A 20,538-nucleotide genomic window follows, 5' to 3' on the forward strand; every position below is an offset into this window, starting at 1 on the left:
TGACCGCGGAGATCAGCCCACCCAGCGAGCGGACCCGCTTGCCATACCCGGACCGGTGCGGCAGGCACGCGAACAGCCCGATCAGGTCCTGACGGACGTCACGGACCCAACGGCGTTCGCTGGCCACCCCGAGCAGACGCCGCGCCACCACCAAACACAACAGCCCCCGGTCCGTGAGCCGAGGTTTGCGATCTACCTGACGGTCACGGGACCAGCCCACGACCGGCAAAAACCCGATCTTCGAGCCCACACCGACGCGCCACAAGATCATCAGGACTCAATGATCTAGAGCGCACGATCGCGCCCACGCGTCGCGGCGACATATGACCGGAAAGGCGGGCCTGCGGTAGGAGGACGACAACCCGCAACTGGTGCCATTGCCGGACAGCATCGAGGGCCCCGCACGACGGATCCGGTTCACCCGCCCCAACGCGTTGCTCAGACGCGACCTAATCGCCGTCGTGGTGGGGCGGGCGGTTGCGCTCGTACCAGGAGTCGGAGTCGGCGTGGTCCGGTTCGCGCTCGTCGGAGGTGGTCGACGGCAATACGTCGCCGAAGATCTCGTCGAGTTCGCGGCGACCGTGCTGGGCACGCCCCGGCTTCTCGGGTGTGCCCGCCGGTTCGTCCGGCTCGCGGGCCATCGGCGCTAGTTGGTGTCCAGGCCGGAGAGCTCGTCGATGACGTGCGGCACCAGCGACGACAACGTCGCCATGCCGTCGCGGACCGCGGCGCGGGAGCCGGCCAGGTTCACGACGAGCGTGCTGCCGGAGATGCCGACGAGCCCGCGCGAGATGCCTCCGTCCACCGCACCGGCGGCGAGGCCGGACGAGCGGATCGCCTCGGCGATGCCGGGGATCGGCCGGTCCAGCACGCCCTGCGTGGCGTCCGGGGTCACGTCGCGCGGTGACACGCCGGTGCCGCCGACCGTGATCACCAGGTCGGCGCCGCCGATCACGGCGGTGTTCAACGCGTTGCGGATGTCCACGGTTTCCCCAGCCACCGTGACGATGCCGTCCACGATGAACCCGTTCTCCTCGAGCAGCTCGGTGACCAGCGGGCCGACCGTGTCCTCGTGCTCGCCGTGGGCCACACGGTCATCGACGATCACGATGAGGGCCCTGCCGAGTCGCTGCGCACTGCGTTCCATGGGACTCACCGTAGCCCGAGCCCGACCAGGCTCGACGCGAACCCGCCCGGTTTGGCGGCGTGATCACGCCGTGCGCGGGCGCAGCCAGATCTGACGGTTCTGTGACGGCACGGCCGCCTACCTCCCGCAGGTCTGCGACCGAGTCCTAGCGTCGGAAGCATGCGAGTGCTGATCACCGGCGCGGCCGGCTTCATCGGTTCCCACATCGCCGACGAGCTCGTCCGGCGCCGCCACGAGACGGTGTTGCTGGACAACCTGCTGCCCAAGGCACACGGTCCACAAGCGACGGTGCCGAACGTGACCGTGGGCGACGTCCGGGATCCCGCCCTGCTCGACGACCTGCTGCGCGGCGTGGACGTCGTCTGCCACCAGGCGGCGGTGGTCGGCCACGGCCTGGACCCCTCGGACGCCCCGGACTACGCGCTGCACAACGACTACGGCACCGCGGTGCTGCTGGCCGCGATGCACCGCGCGGGCACGGGGCGCCTGGTGCTGGCGTCGTCGATGGTCGTGTACGGCGAAGGGCGGTACGTGTGCGCCGACCACGGCGTGGTGCGGCCCGGCCCGCGCCGGCAGTCCGACCTGGACGGTGGCCGGTTCGAGCCGCCGTGCCCGGACTGTGGCGCCGCGCTCGCACCGCGGCTGGTCGGCGAGGACGCGCCGATCGACCCGCGCAGCACGTACGCGGCCACGAAGGCGGCGCAGGAGCACCTGGCGTCGGCGTGGGCGCGGCAGACCGGTGGGAGCGTGTGGGCGCTGCGGTACCACAACGTGTACGGCCCGAGGATGCCGCGCGACACGCCGTACGCCGGCGTCGCGTCGCTGTTCCGCTCGGCCCTCGAGCGCGGCGAGGCCCCGACGGTCCTGGAGGACGGCCACCAGCGCCGCGACTTCGTCCACGTGATGGACGTGGCGCTGGCGAACGCGCTGGCCATCGAGAACGAGCCGGCGCCGGGTGCCCTGACCCCGGCGAACGTCTGCTCCGGCGATCCCCACACGGTCGGCGAGCTGGCCACGGAGCTGGCCAAGGCATGCGCCGGTCCGGCACCGATGGTGCTGGGCGGCGCCCGCCCCGGCGACGTCCGGCACGTAGTGGCCGACCCGGCGCGCGCGAGAACGCTCCTGGGCTTCGAGGCACGCGTCCGCTTCACGGAGGGAATCGCCGAGTTCGCCACGGCACCACTGCGTGCCCCGGCAGCCATCGCCTGACATCCCCCACCAGGCCCGGACGACGCGTGGCCTGTCCCCGAGGCAACGCCAGCCACGCACCAGCCCGGACGAGCGGTGCCAGCGGTTCGCGCGCCCGCCCTGGCGACCTCGGCCACCGCCAGGTCCCGCGGCCGAGCCGCACTCGGCCCAGCCGGCCGGTCATGCTTCCGGGCCAATTCACCAGCCGCATCCAGACCCGTCGAGCACGCGAACCAGAAACCACCCGGCCCCGGGGTCCCCCCGGTTTCCACATTACCGGGCAGGTACGACGGGAATCGCGGGTTCGATATCTGCTGTGGATAACTGCACCGGTTGTGGACAGCCCCTGGATTTCCGCGTTGTTCCGAAGCGACGGTGGCGGGCATGTGTGCGAGCATCGGCCAAGGATTCACATGACCGGAGGGGGTCGCGATGTTGGGTCGTACCGGGTTGGGGAAGTGGCTCGGGGCCACGGTCGGCGCGGTTGTCGCCTTTGCTGGGGCGGGGGTTCATCCGGTCGCGGCGGGCGCGCCCGTCGGGGGTGGTGGCGGTGGCGATCCCGCGGCGTCGGCGGCGCCCGTCGCGGGAGACGACGTGGATGATCCAGCGGCGGCTCCCGTTGCCGGCGGGGTGGTGCGGTACAACGTCGAGCAGGCGCACAGCCCACATGTCCAGGCGGAACTCGCCACGAGTACGACGCCTACCCGCGGCGCCGGCCGGGTCAGAGGCATCGACGTCGCCAGCCATCAGCACCCGCACGGTGCGGCGATCAACTGGAAGCGCGTGGCCCGCGGCGGTTACCGGTTCGCCGGGGTCAAGTCCACCGAGGGCCGCTATTACGCCAATCCCCACCGCACCAAGGACCAGAATGGCGCTCGCGCGGCGGGAATGTACGTGTTCGCCTACCATTTCGCCATTCCCAACGTCTCCGGCGGCGCCGCGCAGGCCGCTTACTTTCTCGACCGCGCCGGTTACCGGACCGACGGCAAGACGCTCAACCCCGTGCTCGACATCGAATGGAACCCGTACGTATCCGACGACCACACGAACGCCTGCTACGGGTTCTCCAAGAAACGCATGATCCGGTGGATCAGCGGATTCGTCCGCGAGGTCAAACGCCGCACCGGCGTCCCCGCGACCATCTACACGGCCGCCGCGTGGTGGAACCAGTGCACCGGTGGCACGTCGGCCTTCGCCCGCAACCCGCTCTGGGTCGCGTCCATCGCGGACCGGCCCACGCTCCCGCGAGGATGGTCGAAGTGGACGCTCTGGCAGTACGGCCAGACGGACGTCAAGGGCATCAAGGCGCGGACCGACGTCAACTACGTCAACGGCGGCGTGCGCACCCTGGCGGCACTCGCGAGGGGCAGGTGATCACACCGTGACCAGCGGAAGGCGCACCTCGAACCGGCAGCCGGGGCCGTGGTTGTGCGCGTTGATCCGGCCCCGGTGGGCCTCGACCAGGCCTTTCGCGATGGCCAGCCCGAGGCCGCCGCCGACCTGCGCCTCGCCGCTCGGGCTGGGTGTGCGAGCGGACGACCCGCGGAACGCGACGTCGAACACCCGGGTCAGCTCGCCGTCGGGGATGCCGCCACAGGCGTCGTCCACGGCGAGGACCGCGTCGCGGCCGTCGACACCGAGCTCGACGGCCACCGTGCCGTCCGGCGGGGTGTGCCGGATCGCGTTCGACACCAGGTTGCGCACCACGCGCGCTAGCTCGGGGTCGCTGCCCAGCACGACCGGCGCGGTCGCCGCGTTGGCCAGTACCCGGACTCGCTTGCGTTGCGCCACCGGCGTCTGCGCGGCCAGCACGTCCGACACCACATCCTGCAGCGCCACCTGCGACATCGTCAGCCGCAGCGCGCCCGCGGTGATCCGGGACAGCTCGAACAGGTCGTCGACCATCCCGGAGAGGCGCCGGCTCTCGCCGCCGATGCGGTGCGCGTAGCCGGCCACCTCCTGCGGCGAGGACACGACACCGTCCGCGAGCGCCTCGGCCATCGCGCGGATGCCGGCGAGCGGGGTACGCAGGTCGTGGCTGATCCACGCGACCAGTTCGCGCCGGGACGCCTCCGCCGCCCGCTCCCGCTCGCGGGCCTCGCGCTCCCACACGCTGCGCCGGGCGATCGCGCGCCCGAGCAGCAGGGCCACCGGCAGCGTCACGAGCACGACCAGGACGCAGACCAGCGCCATCGTGGTGAGCGTCGCGTTGAACATGAACCCGCTGACGCCGAGCACGCCGGTCATCATCGCGAGGATCGGCACCAGCACCAGGACGGTCATCGTCGTGGTCAGCGACCCGCGCCGGACCCGGTACAACAGTCCGGTGCCGATCGCGACCACGGGCACCACCAGCGCGAGCGCCACCGGCAGGATGTGCAGCGCGTGGTTGAGCATCTCCCCCAGCGACTCGCCCGGGTCGATCATCTGGGCAAGGGGATCAGGAGCCGAGGTCATAGCGGTACCCAACTCCCCACACCGTCGAGATGCGTGTCGGCTTCGCCGGGGTGGTCTCGATCTTCTCTCGCAACCGCCGCACGTGGACGGTCACCGTGGACTGGTCGCCGAAGTCCCAGCCCCACACCCGTTCCAGCAACTGCTCGCGCGTGAACGCCTCACCCGGGTGCGACAGCAGGAACACGAGCAGGTCGAACTCGCGGGTGGTCAGCGACAGCTCCGCGCCGCGCAGCACGGCCGTCCGGGCGGCGATGTCGAGCCGCAGGTCATCGTCGACGAGCACCTTCGCGACCGGTGGTGCCGCGGCGGCGCCGGACCGGCGCAGGACCGACGACACCCGCAGCGCGAGCTCGCGCGGGCTGAACGGCTTGGTGACGTAGTCGTCGGCACCCAGTTGCAGCCCGGCGATCCGGTTCTCCTCCTCGCCGAGCGCCGTGAGCATCACGACCGGCACCGTGCTGGTCGCGCGGAGCCGGCGGCACACCTCGAGCCCGTCGATGCCCGGCAGCATCAGGTCCAGCACCACCAGGTCAGGCTCGTGGCGCGCGACCCACGCGAGCGCGTCCTCGCCGTTGTCGGCGAGCGCGACCTGGTGGCCGGCCCGCTCCAGGTACCGGCGCACCACGTCCCGGACCGTGAGATCGTCGTCTACCACCAGTACCCGCGAAGTCATGTCATCACCAGTTCGTCAGCAACACGTGGTTGACCGCCAGCGCGGTCCCGGCCTGCGCGACCAGCCACCACCGCCGCGACACCCTCGGCAACGTCGCCGCGGCCAGCACCAGCCACACCGCGAACGGTAGCCAAATCCGTTCCGTCTCCGCCTTCGAGAGTCCCGACAGGTCCGCGGTCAGCACCGCGAGGACCGCGCCGCGAACCAGCGCGGTCACCGGGTCCGGCGACGACCGGCCAGGCAGCCCGTCGAGGAACCGCGGCACCGACCGCCGCAGGCCCGCGGCCACGGCCGGGCCGACGACCAACGCGAGGCACGCGAGGTTCGCGAACACCCAGTACCAGTAAGGCCGGAACGACGCGATCCCCGAGTAGTACCTCTCCACCACCGCGTGATAGCCGTCCACCCACCAGAACCCGGCCAGCGCGAACGCCCCGGCCACCGCCAGCGCGGCCGGCACCGCGTACAGCAGCGCGCGCCAGCACCGGGACACCAGCACGACGGCGAGTGCGATCGGGGCCATCAGCAGCAACCCGTAGGACAGGAAGATGCCGAAGCCGAGCAGCAACCCGGCCACCGCGCACAGCGTGCCGCCCGCCGATCGACCGGCGGCCAGCCGGTTCGCACCAACGGCGAGCGCCGCCACGCCGACCGCCACGACGCCGGCGAACATGGCGTCCGCCGACACCCCCATCCACACCGCACCCGGCACGAGCACCACGAACGGCAGGGCCGCGCGGGCCAGGTCGGCCCGGCCGAGCGCGGCGATCGTGACGGGCAGGGCGACGACGACGAGGCCACCGACGAGAACGCAGAACACCGCGGCGGCCACCGGGCCGGACAGCCCGAGCCGGTCGAGCCACACGAACACGAGCGTCGCGCCCGGTGGGTGCCCGGACACGTGGGTGACCCACGGGTCCGGGCCCGTGGCGGCGATCCGGTCGGCGAACGTGCGCAGCATCAGGGGGATGTCGGTGATGCCCGGTACCTCGGACAGGTACTCCGGACCGGACTCGAGCCGGTGCGCGACACCGCGCTGCCAACCGTCCACCAGGGCCAGCGCGAACATCCACGACACGGACACCAGGTAAGCGACGGCCAGCGCGGCGCGGAGGCGCAACCGCTCGGCCAGTCCCGGCCCCCACGCGATCACCGCGACGGCCACCATGACCGCGAGCACCGTGCCCGGACCGACATGCGGGTAGAGGCTGCCCAAGACCGGGTACTCGCCGAATCGGTCCGGGGCGTTCCGGAAGTGAGGCTGGCCGAAGAGCCGCGCACCGGTGAGGATGCCGACAGCGAGCGTGACGAACACGAGCAGCAGGCCGGCGGCCCCGGCCACGACGTCAGCGCGCACGCCGGAGTGCCGCGCGGGCGGGGAGGGGTCCGCGCGGGTGATGACGGTGGACACGGATGGACCGTAGACGCGTGCGGCGGGCCCCGCTCGGCGGCGGCGGGATCCGTCAGCACTCCGTAACAAATGGCCGGACGTCATACTTCGGTAAGCGACACAAGACTTTCCGGCTCGCATGGGCCAGCTAACGTCACCGGCATGGACACAGTTGACGTGGTGCTGCCCTGCCTGGACGAGGCGGCCGCGCTCCCCGGAGTGCTGGCCGCGCTGCCCAGCGGCTACCGCGCGATCGTCGTGGACAACGGATCGACCGACGGCTCCCCCGAGATCGCCGCCGCACACGGCGCGACAGTCGTGCAAGAGGCACGGAAGGGCTACGGTGCGGCCGTCCACGCCGGACTCGAACACGCGCGATCGGACATCGTGTGCTTTTTGGACGCCGACGGCTCGCTCGACCCGGCCGAGCTGGTGCCGCTCGTCGGCGCGGTCGCTCGCGGCGCGCAACTCGCGGTCGGCCGCCGGGTGCCGGTCGGCCGGGGCGTGTGGCCGTGGCACGCGCGCGCCGGAAACCTCGTGCTGGCAACGCTTCTGCGCCGCCGGGGGCTGCCGGTGTCGGACATCGCGCCGGCGCGCGCGGTGCGCCGGCGTGACCTGCTCGACCTCGGCGTGCGTGACCGCGCGTTCGGCTACCCGCTGGAGCTCCTGCTGCGTGCGGCGGAGGCGCGGTGGCGGGTCGTCGAGCTCGACGTGGCGTACCGGCCACGCGCCGCCGGCACGAGGTCGAAGGTGTCCGGCTCGGTGCGCGGGACCGTGCGCGCGGTGCGCGACATGGCCGGGGTGCTGCGGTGAAGGCCTGCCTGCTGGTGGTCGCGAAGGCGCCGGTCGCGGGCCTCGCGAAGACTCGGCTGGGCCGGGTGGTCGGCGACCGCGCGGGGGCCCGGATCGCGGCGGCCGCCCTGCTGGACACGCTGGACGCCGTGCGCGCGACGCCCGGCACGATCCCGGTGGTGGCGATGACCGGGCGGGTCGACGCGGCCGAGCGGTCCGACGAGCTCGCCGAGGCACTGTCGCGGTGCACGGTGATTCCCCAGCGCGGCACGGGCCTCGGCGACCGGCTGGCCAACGCGCACCTCGACGTCGCGGCGGGGTTCGCGGGCGTGCCGGTGTTCCAGATCGGCATGGACACCCCGCAGCTGCGGCCGGAGATCCTGACCGCCGCGCTGGCGGCGCTGGACGACGACGACACGGACGCGGTACTCGGCCCGGCCACGGACGGTGGCTGGTGGGGGCTCGGGCTGCGCTCTCCGGACGCGGCCACGGTGCTGCGCTCGGTCCCCATGTCGCGTGGGGACACCGGGATGCGGACCCTGCTTGGCCTGCGCGGCGCGGGCCTGCGGGTGTGCCAGCTGCTGACGCTGTCCGATGTGGACACCGTGCCCGTCGCGCTGCGGGTCGCCGGAATGGTGCCGGGCAGTCGCTTCGCCGACGCGGTGGCGTCGCTGAAGCTCGCGGGGGCGGCCCGGTGATCGCCACCGACGAGTTCGCGCCGGGGGTGCTCGGGCATCAGTGCTGGCTGGAGCTCGCGACGGGCGAGCGGATCACGCTGCCGATCGAGCGGTGATGCTCCGCGCCGTCGCCGGGACGAACTGCGCTGCGGCACTGCACGAGGCCGACGCTGGGTGCGGTCCGGGGGCCGGCTGACGGCGGCGCTGCTCGCGCGGGGGCCGGCGATGGGCACGGACGTGTCGCGGTCGCGGTGGGTTGGCCCGGGCGGCGGGTACGGACGCGGTGTGCCGTGCCGTGTTCGAGCGGCAGCCGGGCGAGCGCCGCTGACGGCACGCGCTGCTGGCCGACGGCGACATCGGCGTCGGCGGCGACCCGGTGCGCTGCTGCGCCGATGCGGCAGGTGGTTCGGCGTGGCGGGAGCGTGCTGATCGAGCTGGAGGCACCCCACGGCCCGTCCGCGTGGCGAGTCACGCGATCCAGGCGGCGTTCTGGTTCGTCGGCGGGCCGGTCCTGCACGACGGGGCTGGTGCTTGCCCGGTTCGTGCCGGTGGCCTGGCGGGTGCCGGTCGGGGTGGGGGTGGTGCCGAGCGGAGTGCTAACGCTGCTGGCGACTCCGCTGCTGTGGCGGCCCTTCGGCGCGGTGTGGCTCGGCGCCATACCGCCGAGCCTGTGCGGCACCGAAGCGGAACGGACGCCGCACGCGGGCGAGCGAGGGGTTAACCGTCCGCGTGCGACGCCGTCCTCAGAGCCCCTCGTGGAGCTCTTCCGGCTCGGGGGCATCGAGCCGGGATTGGTCTCGGCCCCATCCCTGGGGCCGAGCGTCTGTGGGGTTTGCCCACGCTAATCATTCAGTTTCGACCTGCTGTCCGGCAAGTGTCGCCTCAACCGTTCGCGATCCGTTGCCCAACTCGAGCCGAACCTTGTCCCCGGGCTTGTGCGAGCGGACCGCCGCGACCAAGGCATCCGATGTATCGATGATGCGGTCGTCGAGCTTCGTGATGACGTCACCCTCCCGGAGGCCCGCCTTGGCACCGGGTCCGTTGGGCGTCACGCCGACGATGAAGGCACCGCCGTCGTTGCCGTTCCGCACCGTGACGCCGAGGATGGTCTGGGTCGCCTGGCCCGTCTCGGCGATCTCGTCGGCGATGCGCCGCGCCTGGTCGATCGGGATCGCGAAGCCGATGCCGACCGAGCCGCCCTGGCCCTGAACTCCACTGGTCGGGCTGTAGATCGCCGAGTTGATCCCGATGACCTGACCGCTCATGTTCACCAGCGGGCCGCCGGAGTTGCCGGGGTTGATCGCGGCGTCGGTCTGGATGGCGTCCATGACCGTCGCCTGCGAGCCGTCCTCGCCACCCGCCCGCGTCGGCCGGTGCAGTGAGGACACGATGCCGGACGTGACCGTGCCGGACAGCTCGAACGGAGACCCGATGGCCACGACGCCCTGGCCGACCCGGAGATCATCCGACCTACCGAGCTCTACGGTCGGTAACCCACTCTTACCCTCCGCACGCACCACGGCGACGTCCGACGTCGGGTCCCGCCCGACGATCTCGGCCCCCGCGGAGCTGCCGTCGTGGAACACGACCTCGATCTGACCGCTGTCCGCGGCCGCCTCGACGACGTGGTTGTTGGTCACGATCAGCCCGTCGGAGCCGACGATGAAGCCGGAGCCCTCCCCTGCCGAGCCCTGGCCCCGGACCTGCAGCTGCACGACGCTCGGCAGCACCTTCTCGGCCACCGCCTCGACCGACCCCTCCGGTGCCCTCGACGTCTCCCTGGCCGAGGGCGCCTGGTCCAGCGCGTTCGTGACCGACCCGGCGGCCTGGTTCTCGGCGACGATGTAGCCACCCGCGGCACCGGCGCCGCCGCCCACCAGCAGGGCGAGCATGGTCAGGGCGGCGATCAGCGCGGTGTGTCCCGTGCGCTGCCGGGGACCGTACGGGCCCCCGGGGCCGTACGGCAGCGGCCCGATCGGCCCGGTCGGCGGGCCCATCGAGGTGTAGGCCGCCTGGGGCGGCGTGCCGAGCCCGCCCTGCTGATGGCTCTTCTGGTCGCTCGGCTCGTGGCTCGCGAACGCGGTGCCGAACAGCACCCGCTCCCCCGGTTGTCCTGGTGTCCCGGGCATCGCCGGTCCCGCTGAAGCCGCTGGCCCAGCCGTTGGATCGGAGCTGGGCGACGGCTCCGTCGGCTCCGGCCCGGCCGGTTCCTCCCGCGGCGTCGGTTCCCGGTTCTCCTCGCTCATGTCATCCACCCTGTGCGCTGGGCCTGAGAACGACCTGAGACCAACCTATGGGGACGCGATGAGTTCAGCTCGACGAGACGTCGGGCCGGCCCGGCAGCCTTATCGCGAGCAGCGCGCCGCCGTCGGCCGAGCGACCCGCGTACACCGCGCCGCCGTGGCGTTCCGCCGCGCTCTTCACGATCGCGAGGCCCAGCCCCGAGCCGGGCAGCGTGCGTGCTTCGTCCGAGCGGTAGAACCGGTCGAACACGTACGGCAGGTCCGCGTCGTTGATGCCCGGGCCGGCGTCGGCCACCTGCAGGAACGCGTAGCCGTCGCCGGCCGGGCGCAGGTCGACCCGGACCGTGCCGCCGGAGGGGCTGAACTTCACGGCGTTGTCGAGCAGGTTCAGCACGGCTCGCTCCAGCGCGACCGGCTCGCCCATCAGGTACCACGGCTGCAGGTCGACCTCGAAGTGCACGTCCCCGGCCCGCCGCCGCGCACGGGCCAGCGCCTGCTCGACGACCTCGACCATGTCGACCCGCTCGGGGTCGAGGTTGGGGGCGTCCTCGCGGGCGAGGTCCACCAGGTCGCCGATGAGCTGGGTCAGCTCGCCGAGCTGCGCGCGCAGATCGGCGTGGATCTCTGCTCTGTCCTCCTCGGACAGTCGTGGCGCGTCCGGCGCCTCGGCGGCGAGCAGCAGCTCCAGGTTGGTGCGCAGGGAGGTCAGCGGCGTGCGCAGCTCGTGTCCCGCGTCGGCGACGAGCTGGCGCTGGCGGTCCCGCGCGTACGCGACCGCGGCGAGCATCTGGTTGAAGCTGTGCGACAGCCGGGCCAGCTCGTCGTCGCCCTCGACCTGGATCGGACGCAGGTCACCGACGTACGCGACCCGCTCGGTCGCCCAAGTCAGCCGCTGGACCGGCCGCAGCCCGGTGCGCGCGACCGCCGTGCCGGCCGCGGCCGCGACCAGGACGCCCGCGCCACCGATGAGGAACAGCACCAGCGACAGGTCCGCGAGCTGCTCCTTGGTCGGCTGCAGCGACTGCGCGAGCACCAGCGCGTTGCCGCGGTAGGGCACGGTGAACACCCGGCGGTCGGTCCTTCTGTCGGTGCGCAGGTAGTCGGCCCGCTCGCCGGCGGCCACGGCGCGCTCGGCGGGCCCGATCGGCGGCTGGTGATCCGCGTCGCCGAACAGGATGGCGCCACGGTCGTCGATCACCGCGAACTGCACGTCGGTCAGCGTCAGGAACGCGGCGGGGAAGGTGTCGCCGCTGGGCGTCTCGGCGAGCAGCGGCGAGCGCACGGTGTTGGTCGCCTTCCGCGCCAGCGAGACGTCGACCTCGTCGTAGAGGTTGTCCGAGACGGTTAGGTACGCGCCGAGCGAAACGAGAGCGACGGCGCCGCCGACACAGCTCGCGGCGAGCCACGTCACCCGGGCGCGCAGCGACATGCGCCGCCGCCCGCCGGCCGTGAGGATCACGGAGGCGTCTCCCGGAGCACGTAGCCGATGCCGCGGACGGTGTGGATCAGCCGTGGCTCGTCGTCGGCCTCGGTCTTGCGGCGCAGGTAGCCGATGTAGACCTCGAGCGCGTTGCCGGAGGTCGGGAAGTCGTAGCCCCAGACCTCCTCGAGGATGCGGCTGCGGGTGAGGACCTGCTTGGGGTGCGCGAGGAGCAGTTCGAGGAGGGCGAACTCGGTGCGGGTGAGGCTGATCGGCCGGTCGCCACGGCGGACCTCGCGGGTGCCGGGGTCGAGCTCGAGGCCGGCGAAGCCGAGCATCTGGGGTGCCGGGCCGGTGGTGTCGAAGGTGCGGCGGCGCAGCAGGGCGCGGAGCCGGGCGAGGAGCTCCTCCAGGGCGAAGGGCTTGGGGAGGTAGTCGTCGGCGCCGGCGTCGAGGCCCGCGACGCGGTCGGACACGGTGTCGCGGGCGGTGAGGACGAGGATGGGGAGGTCGTCGCCGGTGCCGCGCAGTCGCCGGCAGACCTCGAGGCCGTCGACCCTCGGCATCATCACGTCGAGCACCATCGCGTCGGGCCGGGCGGTGGCGATGGAGTCGATGGCCTGCTGCCCGTCGCTGGCAAGGTCGACCTGATACCCGTTGAACTGCAGCGACCGCCGCAACGACTCGCGAACGGCCCGGTCGTCGTCGACAACGAGGATGCGCATGCGGTCAGTGTCGACCCTGCTGCTGAGAGCCGCCTGAGAAAGGAGGCCCTGACCACAGCGGACTTCCCACCCCACACCCCAGCCAGCGAAACGCAGCCCCCGCGCGCGTGTGTACCTGTGCGCGCGTGCGGAACCCAAGAACCGAAAGCCCCACCCTGTCCCGGGGGCCACCCTCACATGCCAGCCTACCGGTCGGCCCTCGTCCACAGGAGGTGCAAGATCGACTTGTGGACAGGTCCGGCGGTTGTGGACAGGTCGGGTCGTGGACGGGTCAGAACGAGTCGGCCATGCGGACCGGGTGTGGCGCCCCGGTGAGCAGGTCCAGCAGGTGCGCATCCGCCGGGTCGCCCTCCAGCAGGCCCGCGCGGCGCAGCATCGCCGAGTCCGCGGAGCCCGCGTACCACGGGCCGAGCGCGCGGGCCGCCAGCCGGACCGCGCCGGTGCCGCCCGGCTCGCAGGTGACCTTGCCGCCGTCGACGACCAGCCGGTGCCGGCCCGCCTGCCACGGCGCGTGCTCGTCGGCCACCTCGACGTCGACCGCGAACGGCGCCAGCTGCGCGGCCGCCGGCCAGCCCCGCGCGGCGACCGCGGCCGGCAGGTCGACCACCCGCAGCATCCACGGGTGGTTCGTGACGTCGTGCAGCACCGGCAGCGTCATCAGCAGCTGCCACCACGCCGGGTCGACGATCCGCAGCGAGATCTCCCGCATGATCCCCGTCCAGCGCGCGAGGTTCGCGAGCAGCCCGAGCGCGGTCTCCCCGTCCAGCGCGACGAGGTCGTACGTGATCAGCTTGTCGCCCTCGGGCCGGTCGGCCGTCAGGTAGCCGCGCACCGACCCGTCCGGCCCGGACGCGATCTCCACGACGTCCACCTCCAGCAGGCGGTCAAGCTGGAAGGCCGCCGTCGAGCGGTCCAGCATTCCGTCCACTGTGGACGCGAACTCGAGGTAGGCGTCGCGCAGCGCCGGAAGGTCATCGGCTCCGGCACGCTTCAGCCGCAGCCGCGACGCGGGCTTTTCCAGCAGCGCGAACAGCTCCGGCGCCAGCGTCACCCGCTCGTAGTTCCCGGCCTGCTCCCAGCCACGCGCCCGGTACAGCGGCGGCACCGACGGGTACAGCGCCGAGATCACCTGGCCGCGCTCCCGCATGACCGGCAGGGCCGCGTCGAGCAGCGCGGTCGCCACGCCGTGCCCGCGCGCGTGCGGGTCGACGGCCACGCCCGCGACGCCGCCCATCGGCACCGCGTTCCCGCCGAAGAACTGCGCGTACTCCCGCACCTTCAGGCAGCCGACGGGCTGGTCACCGTCCTCCGCGACCAGCCCGTGCCAGCCCGGCCAGTGCGACCACAGCTCGTCCGGCCGCGGCTCGCGCGCCCCGCCGAACGCGAGCCGCGCCAGCCGGTAGATGTCCTCGTCGTCCCCATCCCGATACGGCCGAACGATCACGCGCACTCCCTCAGCTTGAGCATGACTCGAAGCTCAACCCCGGCCGGCGGCCCGGTCGTGACCGTTTCGAACCATGCTCACCAGTCGAAGAAACCCCGGCCAGTCTTGCGACCCAGCTCCCCGCTCGCCACCTTGTTTCGCAACAGCTCCGGCGGAGTGAACCGGTCGCCGAGCTCGCGCGACAGATGCTCGGCGATCGACAGCCGGACGTCCAGGCCGACGAGGTCGGTCAGCCGCAGCGGGCCCATCGGCCAGCCGTAGCCCAGCCGCATGCCGGTGTCGATGTCCTCGGCGGACGCGACGCCGTCCTCGAGCATCCGGATCGCCTCGAGCCCGACCGCCACGCCCAGCCGCGACGTGGCGAACCCCGGCGAGTCGCGCACCTCGATCACGGTCTTGCCGAGTGCCTCGGCGTACCCGCGCACGGTGGCGAGCGTCGTGGCCGGCAGCCCCTCGTGTGTGACGAGCTCGACCAGTGCCTGGACGGGCACGGGGTTGAAGAAGTGCATGCCGAGGACCCGCTCCCCGGGCAGCCCCGCGGCGAGCGCGGTGATCGACAACGACGAGGTGTTCGACGCGAGCACGGCGTTCGGGCACGTCCGCGCCACCTCGCCGAGCACCCGGCGCTTGAGGGCGAGGTCCTCGGGCACTGCCTCCAGGACCAGGTCGGCGCCGGGCGGCAGGTCCGCCAGGGTGTCCACAGTGGACAAATGCGCGAGCAGCTCTTCGGCGGTCCGGTCCAGCTTGCCGCGATCCTCGGCCTTGCGCAGCGACGCCGCGACCGCGTCCCGGGCGTCGGCGGCGCGGGACGCGTCCGCCTCGGCGACGGTCACCCGGCTGCCCGCGGCGAGCAGGACGTGCGCGATGCCGGCGCCCATCGTGCCGCCGCCGACCACCGCGGCGGTCACCGGAGCTTCGGTCACTCGACGACCTCGGCGGAGAACATCGAGACGAGCTCCATGCCGCCGATCTCGGTCAGGTTGGCGCCGGCCGCCTGCCACTCGGGCGAGGCGAACGCGGTCTTCATGGCGTCCTTCGACTCGAAGTACAGCTCGGCGACCAGGTACGGCTGCGTCTCGCCCAGCATCCCCGGCACGAACACGCGCTGAACCCTGGCGATCTCCTGGCGGACGAGCCCGGGGACCTTGTCGATCAGCGGCAGATGCGAGGAGAAGTAGGCCTCCTCGAACGCCTCCGGGTCCGCCGCCGGCCTGTACAGCGCGATGTACTTGATCATGTGACGCTCCTCGTCTCAGTCGGCGCTCGAACCGTCATACCACGCGACCGGACACGATTGCGACGTGCGCACGCTCGCACCGCCCACGAGCGTCACCCGCCGGCTCGACCGGCTGCGAAAGCGTGACATGCCAAGCCGCGTGGCCGACCCGCTCGGGCCCGCGCCGCGCCGGGTGGGCCTCGCGCCGTCTGATGAGGACCGTCAGGCGATCAGGCCGCCGCGGTAGGCGACCAGTGCCGCCTGCACCCGGTTCACCGCGCCGATCTTGCCGAGCACGGCGGACACGTATCCCTTGACCGTCGCCTCGGAGAGGTGTAAAGCGCTGCCGATCTCCGCGTTGGACAGCCCCTGCCCGATCAGCGCGACGACCTCGCGCTCGCGGTCGGACAGCGACGCCAGCAGGCGGCGGGCCGGCTCCGCGGCACGCTCGCCGTCCGCGACCGCCGACAGCACCCGCGCGGCGACCTTCGGGTCGAGCACGGCACCGCCGCGAGCGAGGTCGCGGACCGCCTTCACCAGCACGGACGGCTCGGTGTCCTTCAGCAGGAAGCCGCTGGCGCCGATGCGCAAGGCCTCCTGCACGTACTCGTCGACGTCGAACGTTGTCAGCATGGCGACGACCGGCGGCTCCGGCAGGCTGCGCAGCCTGCGGAGCGCGACGATGCCGTCGGCGGACCGCATCCTGATGTCCAGCAGCACGACGTGCGGACGGTGCTGCCTGGCCAGATCGGCCACGTACAGCCCGTCATCGCACTCGGCGACGACCTCGATGTCACCTGCGCTGGACAGTATTGTGCGGAGTCCCGAGCGGACGAGATCCTCATCGTCCGCGAGAAGCACCTTTATCACGAACGCCTCCCCGACACTGGGCGGTCATGCGGGCTTGCCTGACGCGGCGGCGGCTGAAAGCGCTACCAGTCGGTAATGGTACCCGGTCTGGGTGAATCGCACGTCACACCTTGCGAAGCGCGTCCTTAAGCTTCACCCGTGCGCCGCTGCGCATGACGGCGTTCGCGTAGATCATGCCCGCCAACCAGACCAGTGCCGGGATCATCGCGACGACCAGGCCGACCGACACGACGGCCTCCCAGGCCGGCACCCCGCCCATCGCGAGCCGCATGGGCATCATGGTCGGCGCGAACACCGGGATCACCGACAGCACCCCGGCCAGCGCGTTGTCCGGATCGGACGGCAGCACCGAGATGCCGATGACGTACCCGAGGATGACGAACATCAGGGCCGGCGCGATCACGCCGCCCACGTCCTCCTGCCGGGAGACGAGCGCGCCCAGACCCGCGAAGACCAGCGAGTACAGCAGGAATCCGAGCAGGTACCAGACGACCAGCCAGACGACCGTGCCGACGGCCGCGGTCACCGAGATCGTCAGCACGTCGAGCACGAGCGCGGCGAGCACGCCGATGCCGCCGATCACCACCATCTGCACGAGCCCGACCAGGCCGATGCCGAGCACCTTGCCGGCCATGAGCTGCCACGGCCGGATCGTGGACAGCAGCAGCTCGACCACGCGGCTCGACTTCTCCTCGACCACGCCCTGAGCCACCATCTGCCCGTTGATCAGCAGCGACATGTAGATCAGGATGCCGGCGATGATGCCGAGCACCAGCTGCTGCGGGTCGTACGGGTAGGGCTCCTCGAGCTCCTCGACGTCGACCGAGGCGTCCGCGACGGCCGCGCCGACCCGCGCCGGGTCGCCGCCGAGCTCGGCGATCTCCTGGTTGAGCGCGACCTGGCCGGCGAGCACGTTGAACGCGTTGCGCAGGCCCTCGTCGAGGTCCTTCTTGACCACCACCCGCACGGTCCACCCGTCGCCGACGACCAGCGCGTCGAGCGACTCGCCGGCCACCTCGTCGCGGCCGGACCGCTCGTCGGACACGGTCCTCGTGTCGACGTTCTCGCCGATCGAGCCCGCGACCGCCTTGAACGGCTCGGCGAGGGCGGCGTTCTGCTGGGTGAAGCCGACCGTGGCGTCCGACCCGCCGCCGACCGCCTTCATCACCAGGGCGAACCCGATGAGCAGGACCAGGGTGGCGACCGTGGTGATGATGAACGCCTTGGAGCGCAGCTTGGTGTTGATCTCGCGACCCGCCACCAGGCTGACCGCCTGCCACGACCCGAGCTGAACGTTCGGCTGCTCGCTCCCGCTCACGCTGCCTCCTCCTGGGTCACGACGCTGCGGTACAGCTCGGTGAGCGAGGGCCGGCGCCTGCTGAACTCGGTGACCGGGCCGGTCGCCAGCGCCGCGCGGAGCACGGCCTGGTCGTCGGCGCCGTCGGCGAGCTCGAGCACCGTGCGGCCGTTCTCGTGACCGCGCACGGTGACGCCGGCGAGGCCGTTCGTCCAGCCCGGGTGGGCGTTCGGCGCATCGACGATCATCTCCACGGTGCCGCTGGAGCGCAGCTCGTCGACCGTGCCCACGGCCACCATCTGTCCACTTCGGATGATCCCGACGCGGTGGCAGAGCCGCTCCACGAGCTCGAGCTGGTGGCTGGAGAAGATGACCGGGATGTCGGCGGACGCCTTGTCCAGCAACACCGTGCTCATCACCTCGACCGCGATCGGGTCGAGGCCGGAGAACGGCTCGTCGAGCACGAGGATGCTCGGGTTGTGCACCAGCGCGGCCGCGAGCTGGACGCGCTGCTGGTTGCCCAGGCTGAGCTTCTGCACCTCGTCGTCGCGCCGGCCGGCCACGCCCAGCCGCTCCGTCCACTCCAGCATCGAGTCGTTCGCCGCGGCGGCGGACAGGCCGTGCAGGCGGGCGAGGTAGACGAGCTGCTCGCCCACCTTCATCTTCGGGTAGAGCCCGCGCTCCTCGGGCATGTAGCCGATGTGGCGGCGGGTCTCCAGGTTGATCGGCGTGCCGTCCCAGCGGACCTCGCCGGCATCGGCGGCAAGCACGCCGAGCGCGATGCGCATCGTCGTGGTCTTGCCCGCGCCGTTGCTGCCGACGAAGCCGAACAACTCCCCCGCCCGGACGTCGAACGTCGTCTCCCGCAAGGCGATGACGTCGCCGAACCGTTTGGAGATGCCATCGATCTCCAGCCGCCCGTCACCCACTGTCAGTCCCCTCCCGCACGCAGCGCCACTGTCGCGGACCCTACTGCGGTCACCTCTGGTACAGCGAGCCGACACCGACCGCAATGCCCTGGTCATCGCGGCACACGGCGCGCGGCCGGCCTGGTTCGACTCGGTCGTTTCGATCTGCGGCGGCCCGGGGTGATCCCCACCGGCCGGCCGTGTGGTGGCAGTCCTGGTGCACGAGAACGGTGGCGACCGCCTTGACCCGATCCCCGCGTCGCCGCCGCGCACCAGCCCCGCCGATGCCGGTGACCTCGACCAGCCGGTGGCCCGCAGGTACCGACACATGGCGGGCCCCGACACGGCATGTCAAGCGGTCGCTCACCGGGCCGGCTCACCCGCTACGCTTGCCCATGGAAGCCCTCGTAGCTCAGGGGATAGAGCATCCGCCTCCTAAGCGGCAGGTCGCAGGTTCGAATCCTGCCGGGGGCACGTACAGCGTCCGCACAAGGAGCGTCTGCCATCTGAGCAGGCGCTTCTTGTGCGTTGGACATGGTGTTCGTGATCCTTTCTGCCGCGTGGGCGATGGCGGGAAGGTCGTCGACGGGAAGCCGGATACTGATAGTTACCTCGTCGCTACCCTCGTGCAGGCGGACGGCGAGGTGGGTGGTTTCGAACAGTCCTCGGATCAGGGGTTCGGGCGCGTCGGCCAGGTTGAGCGCCAGGTGGGGCAAGGCGTCGAGTAGTTCGGCGTCGTCGGCCGTCGACCTGGCGGGCGCGGCTTGGTCAGCGGCGTCGAGTTCGGCGATGGCGGCGAGCGTGGCCCGTCGCTCGCCTTCGAGGTCGTTGTAGGTCTGCCGCAGGCCCTGGGCGAACGGATCGTCGGGACCGCCGTCCTGGGCTTGGCGCATGACGTTGTCCTGCCGGCGGGCGAGATCAGCGAGAGCGCGTTGGAGGCGGTCTCGTTCGGTCTCTCGCCGCCGAGTCTCGTGGTCGTCGACGGCGGTGAGATCCGCCGTGAGGAGGTCTCGGCGATCGGGGCCGAAGACTCGGTCGGCGTAGAAGGACGAGACGGCGTCGAGAACGGCGTCCTCGCGGATGTAGGCGGCCTTCTCGTGCCCGGCGTACTTGTCGGGGCGTCCGCGATTGTTGGCGCGGGGGTGGCACATGTAGTAGACGGAGTTGTGGCGGTGGTTGCCGGACATTCGCCGTCCACATCCGTGGAAGACCAGGCCGCGGAGGATGTAGGTGCGGCGGGTCTGGGGATGGGTGTTGGGTTTGTTGCCGTCGCGGGAGCCGCGTTTGGCCGCGCGGCGGGCGTTGAGTTCGTCGTACATCCATTTGGGGATGAGCGGTTCGTGGACCGGTTCGGGTGACCACACCCATTTGACGGGGTCATTGACCTTTCCGCTCCGCGACCGCGACGCACGCCGGTTGAATACCTGGTATCCGGTGTATTTGGGGTTGCGCAGGATTCCGTAGACGCTGGTCTTTGCTCCAGGCGCCGCGCGCCCGAGTTCCACCGGGCGGTTCAGGTGGCGGATATTTCACCAGATCCTGATTGAGACGTTCGGCGATCGCGCCGTAGCCGAGATGTTCACGATGGCGCCAGAGCGCAATCTGGGTCACGATCTGTCCGCGCACCTCGTCGGGTTCCAGGCGGGTCTTGGTGTGCCCTTTCGCGGCCTTCATCGGGTTGGGGTGGCGAAAGTTCTTGGCCTTGTACCCGTACGGTGGTTTGCCGATGTTCCAGCCTTCACGGATGTGGGTGCACAGCCCGCCCCATGCCTGCTCGATGGTGTTCAGCACCTCGTATTCGGCAACGGACTGGTTGATCCGTCGCTGCAACACTCGCTGCGCCCGACTCCCGGAGAGAGTGATGGACTCGTTGGAGGCGAACAGAGGCACGTCAGCACGTTCCAGCTCTCGCTCGACGGAGAGCCCTTCGAACGCACGGCGGGCGACACGAGAGATGCTCTCGCAGATCACCACGTCGAACCGACGCCCCGGATGAGGCGCTTCGTCCAGCAGGTCGGCGATGCCGCCATCGCGGGCGATCGGGATGTCGAACCGCTCGTAGCCGGTACCGGCCACGCTGATCCAGTTCCA

At 71.6% G+C, this 20,538-nt stretch carries 19 protein-coding genes, 1 tRNA gene and 2 pseudogenes; 5 read left to right on the top strand and 17 right to left on the bottom strand.

Going from position 1 to position 20,538, the window contains the following annotated elements; genetic code table 11:
* The 3 genes and pseudogenes from ACRDTB_RS19065 to ACRDTB_RS19075 form a co-directional block, all read right to left on the bottom strand.
* Positions 1 to 250, bottom strand: a pseudogene (locus ACRDTB_RS19065) (IS982 family transposase); the annotation flags it as partial.
* A 199-nt stretch (positions 251 to 449) separates the two neighbouring features.
* The gene (locus ACRDTB_RS19070) at positions 450 to 641 is read right to left on the bottom strand and encodes a hypothetical protein (RefSeq protein ID WP_431432065.1); all 192 of its coding nucleotides are present in this window, start codon (positions 639 to 641) and stop codon (positions 450 to 452) included.
* 5 nt (positions 642 to 646) lie between these two features.
* Positions 647 to 1,147 (bottom strand): MogA/MoaB family molybdenum cofactor biosynthesis protein, encoded by a 501-nt coding sequence (locus ACRDTB_RS19075; protein ID WP_331973834.1) that lies wholly within the window; start codon positions 1,145 to 1,147, stop codon positions 647 to 649.
* A gap of 159 nt (positions 1,148 to 1,306) precedes the next feature.
* On the opposite strand from ACRDTB_RS19075, the gene ACRDTB_RS19080 reads away from it, so the two are divergent.
* The gene (locus ACRDTB_RS19080) at positions 1,307 to 2,356 is read left to right on the top strand and encodes an NAD-dependent epimerase/dehydratase family protein (protein WP_431432067.1); all 1,050 of its coding nucleotides are present in this window, start codon (positions 1,307 to 1,309) and stop codon (positions 2,354 to 2,356) included.
* A gap of 411 nt (positions 2,357 to 2,767) precedes the next feature.
* Complete coding sequence (locus ACRDTB_RS19085; protein ID WP_431432069.1) at positions 2,768 to 3,709, top strand: GH25 family lysozyme; 942 nt, start codon at positions 2,768 to 2,770, stop codon at positions 3,707 to 3,709.
* On the opposite strand, the gene ACRDTB_RS19090 is transcribed toward ACRDTB_RS19085, so the two are convergent.
* From ACRDTB_RS19090 to ACRDTB_RS19100, 3 genes are read right to left on the bottom strand one after another with little or no spacing between them, the layout of a single operon-like run.
* A complete protein-coding gene (locus tag ACRDTB_RS19090; protein ID WP_431432072.1) occupies positions 3,710 to 4,762 on the bottom strand; it encodes a sensor histidine kinase in 1,053 nt (350 codons plus the stop codon).
* A 13-nt stretch (positions 4,763 to 4,775) separates the two neighbouring features.
* Positions 4,776 to 5,465, bottom strand: coding sequence for a response regulator transcription factor (locus ACRDTB_RS19095; RefSeq protein WP_431432075.1), 690 nt, complete (start codon positions 5,463 to 5,465; stop codon positions 4,776 to 4,778).
* 4 nt (positions 5,466 to 5,469) lie between these two features.
* Entirely contained in the window at positions 5,470 to 6,876 is a 1,407-nt protein-coding gene (locus ACRDTB_RS19100; protein WP_431432077.1) for a hypothetical protein, read from the bottom strand.
* Between the two features lie 141 nt (positions 6,877 to 7,017).
* Here ACRDTB_RS19100 and ACRDTB_RS19105 point away from each other — a divergent pair, with 141 nt between their 5' ends.
* Together ACRDTB_RS19105 and ACRDTB_RS19110 are read left to right on the top strand one after the other, a co-directional pair.
* A complete protein-coding gene (locus tag ACRDTB_RS19105) occupies positions 7,018 to 7,668 on the top strand; it encodes a glycosyltransferase family 2 protein (protein WP_431432079.1) in 651 nt (216 codons plus the stop codon).
* Positions 7,665 to 8,345 (top strand): TIGR04282 family arsenosugar biosynthesis glycosyltransferase, encoded by a 681-nt coding sequence (locus ACRDTB_RS19110; RefSeq protein WP_431432081.1) that lies wholly within the window; start codon positions 7,665 to 7,667, stop codon positions 8,343 to 8,345. Before ACRDTB_RS19105 ends, ACRDTB_RS19110 begins: the two co-directional genes overlap by 4 nt.
* 824 nt (positions 8,346 to 9,169) lie before the next feature.
* Here ACRDTB_RS19110 and ACRDTB_RS19115 read toward each other — a convergent pair.
* The 9 genes from ACRDTB_RS19115 to ACRDTB_RS19155 form a co-directional block, all read right to left on the bottom strand.
* Entirely contained in the window at positions 9,170 to 10,453 is a 1,284-nt protein-coding gene (locus ACRDTB_RS19115) for a S1C family serine protease (protein ID WP_431432083.1), read from the bottom strand.
* A 181-nt stretch (positions 10,454 to 10,634) separates the two neighbouring features.
* Positions 10,635 to 11,996 (bottom strand): sensor histidine kinase, encoded by a 1,362-nt coding sequence (locus ACRDTB_RS19120; protein WP_431432129.1) that lies wholly within the window; start codon positions 11,994 to 11,996, stop codon positions 10,635 to 10,637.
* Between the two features lie 26 nt (positions 11,997 to 12,022).
* A complete protein-coding gene (locus ACRDTB_RS19125) occupies positions 12,023 to 12,712 on the bottom strand; it encodes a response regulator transcription factor (RefSeq protein ID WP_431432085.1) in 690 nt (229 codons plus the stop codon).
* A 271-nt stretch (positions 12,713 to 12,983) separates the two neighbouring features.
* On the bottom strand, positions 12,984 to 14,156 hold the full coding sequence (locus tag ACRDTB_RS19130; protein ID WP_431432087.1) for a GNAT family N-acetyltransferase: 1,173 nt from the start codon (positions 14,154 to 14,156) through the stop codon (positions 12,984 to 12,986).
* A 77-nt stretch (positions 14,157 to 14,233) separates the two neighbouring features.
* A complete protein-coding gene (locus tag ACRDTB_RS19135) occupies positions 14,234 to 15,079 on the bottom strand; it encodes a 3-hydroxyacyl-CoA dehydrogenase family protein (protein WP_431432089.1) in 846 nt (281 codons plus the stop codon).
* Positions 15,076 to 15,393: an EthD family reductase gene (locus ACRDTB_RS19140; protein ID WP_431432091.1), complete on the bottom strand. Its 318-nt coding sequence runs from the start codon at positions 15,391 to 15,393 to the stop codon at positions 15,076 to 15,078. The genes ACRDTB_RS19135 and ACRDTB_RS19140 overlap by 4 nt, the downstream gene beginning before the upstream one ends.
* A gap of 201 nt (positions 15,394 to 15,594) precedes the next feature.
* Complete coding sequence (locus ACRDTB_RS19145; protein WP_331973853.1) at positions 15,595 to 16,242, bottom strand: response regulator transcription factor; 648 nt, start codon at positions 16,240 to 16,242, stop codon at positions 15,595 to 15,597.
* A 103-nt stretch (positions 16,243 to 16,345) separates the two neighbouring features.
* Positions 16,346 to 17,560 carry an ABC transporter permease gene (locus ACRDTB_RS19150; RefSeq protein ID WP_431432094.1) on the bottom strand — a complete coding sequence of 405 codons (1,215 nt, stop codon included), beginning with the start codon at positions 17,558 to 17,560 and terminating at the stop codon, positions 16,346 to 16,348.
* Positions 17,557 to 18,468, bottom strand: a complete 912-nt coding sequence (locus ACRDTB_RS19155; RefSeq protein WP_431432095.1) for an ABC transporter ATP-binding protein — start codon at positions 18,466 to 18,468, stop codon at positions 17,557 to 17,559. Before ACRDTB_RS19155 ends, ACRDTB_RS19150 begins: the two co-directional genes overlap by 4 nt.
* A gap of 380 nt (positions 18,469 to 18,848) precedes the next feature.
* Here ACRDTB_RS19155 and ACRDTB_RS19160 point away from each other — a divergent pair.
* Positions 18,849 to 18,921 (top strand) — tRNA-Arg (locus tag ACRDTB_RS19160).
* A 635-nt stretch (positions 18,922 to 19,556) separates the two neighbouring features.
* Here ACRDTB_RS19160 and ACRDTB_RS19165 read toward each other — a convergent pair.
* Positions 19,557 to 19,904, bottom strand: a pseudogene (locus tag ACRDTB_RS19165) (recombinase family protein); the annotation flags it as partial.
* A complete protein-coding gene (locus tag ACRDTB_RS19170) occupies positions 19,825 to 20,523 on the bottom strand; it encodes a recombinase family protein (RefSeq protein ID WP_431432097.1) in 699 nt (232 codons plus the stop codon). The gene ACRDTB_RS19170 and the pseudogene ACRDTB_RS19165, both read right to left, overlap by 80 nt.
* Positions 20,524 to 20,538: the final 15 nt, after the last annotated feature.

The sequence above is a fragment of the Actinophytocola sp. genome (assembly GCF_050699935.1).
In the GTDB taxonomy this organism is placed as follows: domain Bacteria; phylum Actinomycetota; class Actinomycetes; order Mycobacteriales; family Pseudonocardiaceae; genus Actinophytocola.

What these genes read in the sequence shown, in the direction of transcription:
- ACRDTB_RS19080 (WP_431432067.1), top strand. Translation starts at nt 1,307, where the DNA reads ATGCGAGTGCTGATCACCGGCGCGGCCGGCTTCATCGGTTCCCACATC.
- ACRDTB_RS19120 (WP_431432129.1), bottom strand. Translation starts at nt 11,996, where the DNA reads ATGTCGCTGCGCGCCCGGGTGACGTGGCTCGCCGCGAGCTGTGTCGGC.
- ACRDTB_RS19125 (WP_431432085.1), bottom strand. Translation starts at nt 12,712, where the DNA reads ATGCGCATCCTCGTTGTCGACGACGACCGGGCCGTTCGCGAGTCGTTG.
- ACRDTB_RS19115 (WP_431432083.1), bottom strand. Translation starts at nt 10,453, where the DNA reads ATGCCCGGGACACCAGGACAACCGGGGGAGCGGGTGCTGTTCGGCACC.
- ACRDTB_RS19085 (WP_431432069.1), top strand. Translation starts at nt 2,768, where the DNA reads ATGTTGGGTCGTACCGGGTTGGGGAAGTGGCTCGGGGCCACGGTCGGC.
- ACRDTB_RS19105 (WP_431432079.1), top strand. Translation starts at nt 7,018, where the DNA reads ATGGACACAGTTGACGTGGTGCTGCCCTGCCTGGACGAGGCGGCCGCG.
- ACRDTB_RS19070 (WP_431432065.1), bottom strand. Translation starts at nt 641, where the DNA reads ATGGCCCGCGAGCCGGACGAACCGGCGGGCACACCCGAGAAGCCGGGG.
- ACRDTB_RS19140 (WP_431432091.1), bottom strand. Translation starts at nt 15,393, where the DNA reads ATGATCAAGTACATCGCGCTGTACAGGCCGGCGGCGGACCCGGAGGCG.
- ACRDTB_RS19090 (WP_431432072.1), bottom strand. Translation starts at nt 4,762, where the DNA reads ATGATCGACCCGGGCGAGTCGCTGGGGGAGATGCTCAACCACGCGCTG.
- ACRDTB_RS19095 (WP_431432075.1), bottom strand. Translation starts at nt 5,465, where the DNA reads ATGACTTCGCGGGTACTGGTGGTAGACGACGATCTCACGGTCCGGGAC.
- ACRDTB_RS19075 (WP_331973834.1), bottom strand. Translation starts at nt 1,147, where the DNA reads ATGGAACGCAGTGCGCAGCGACTCGGCAGGGCCCTCATCGTGATCGTC.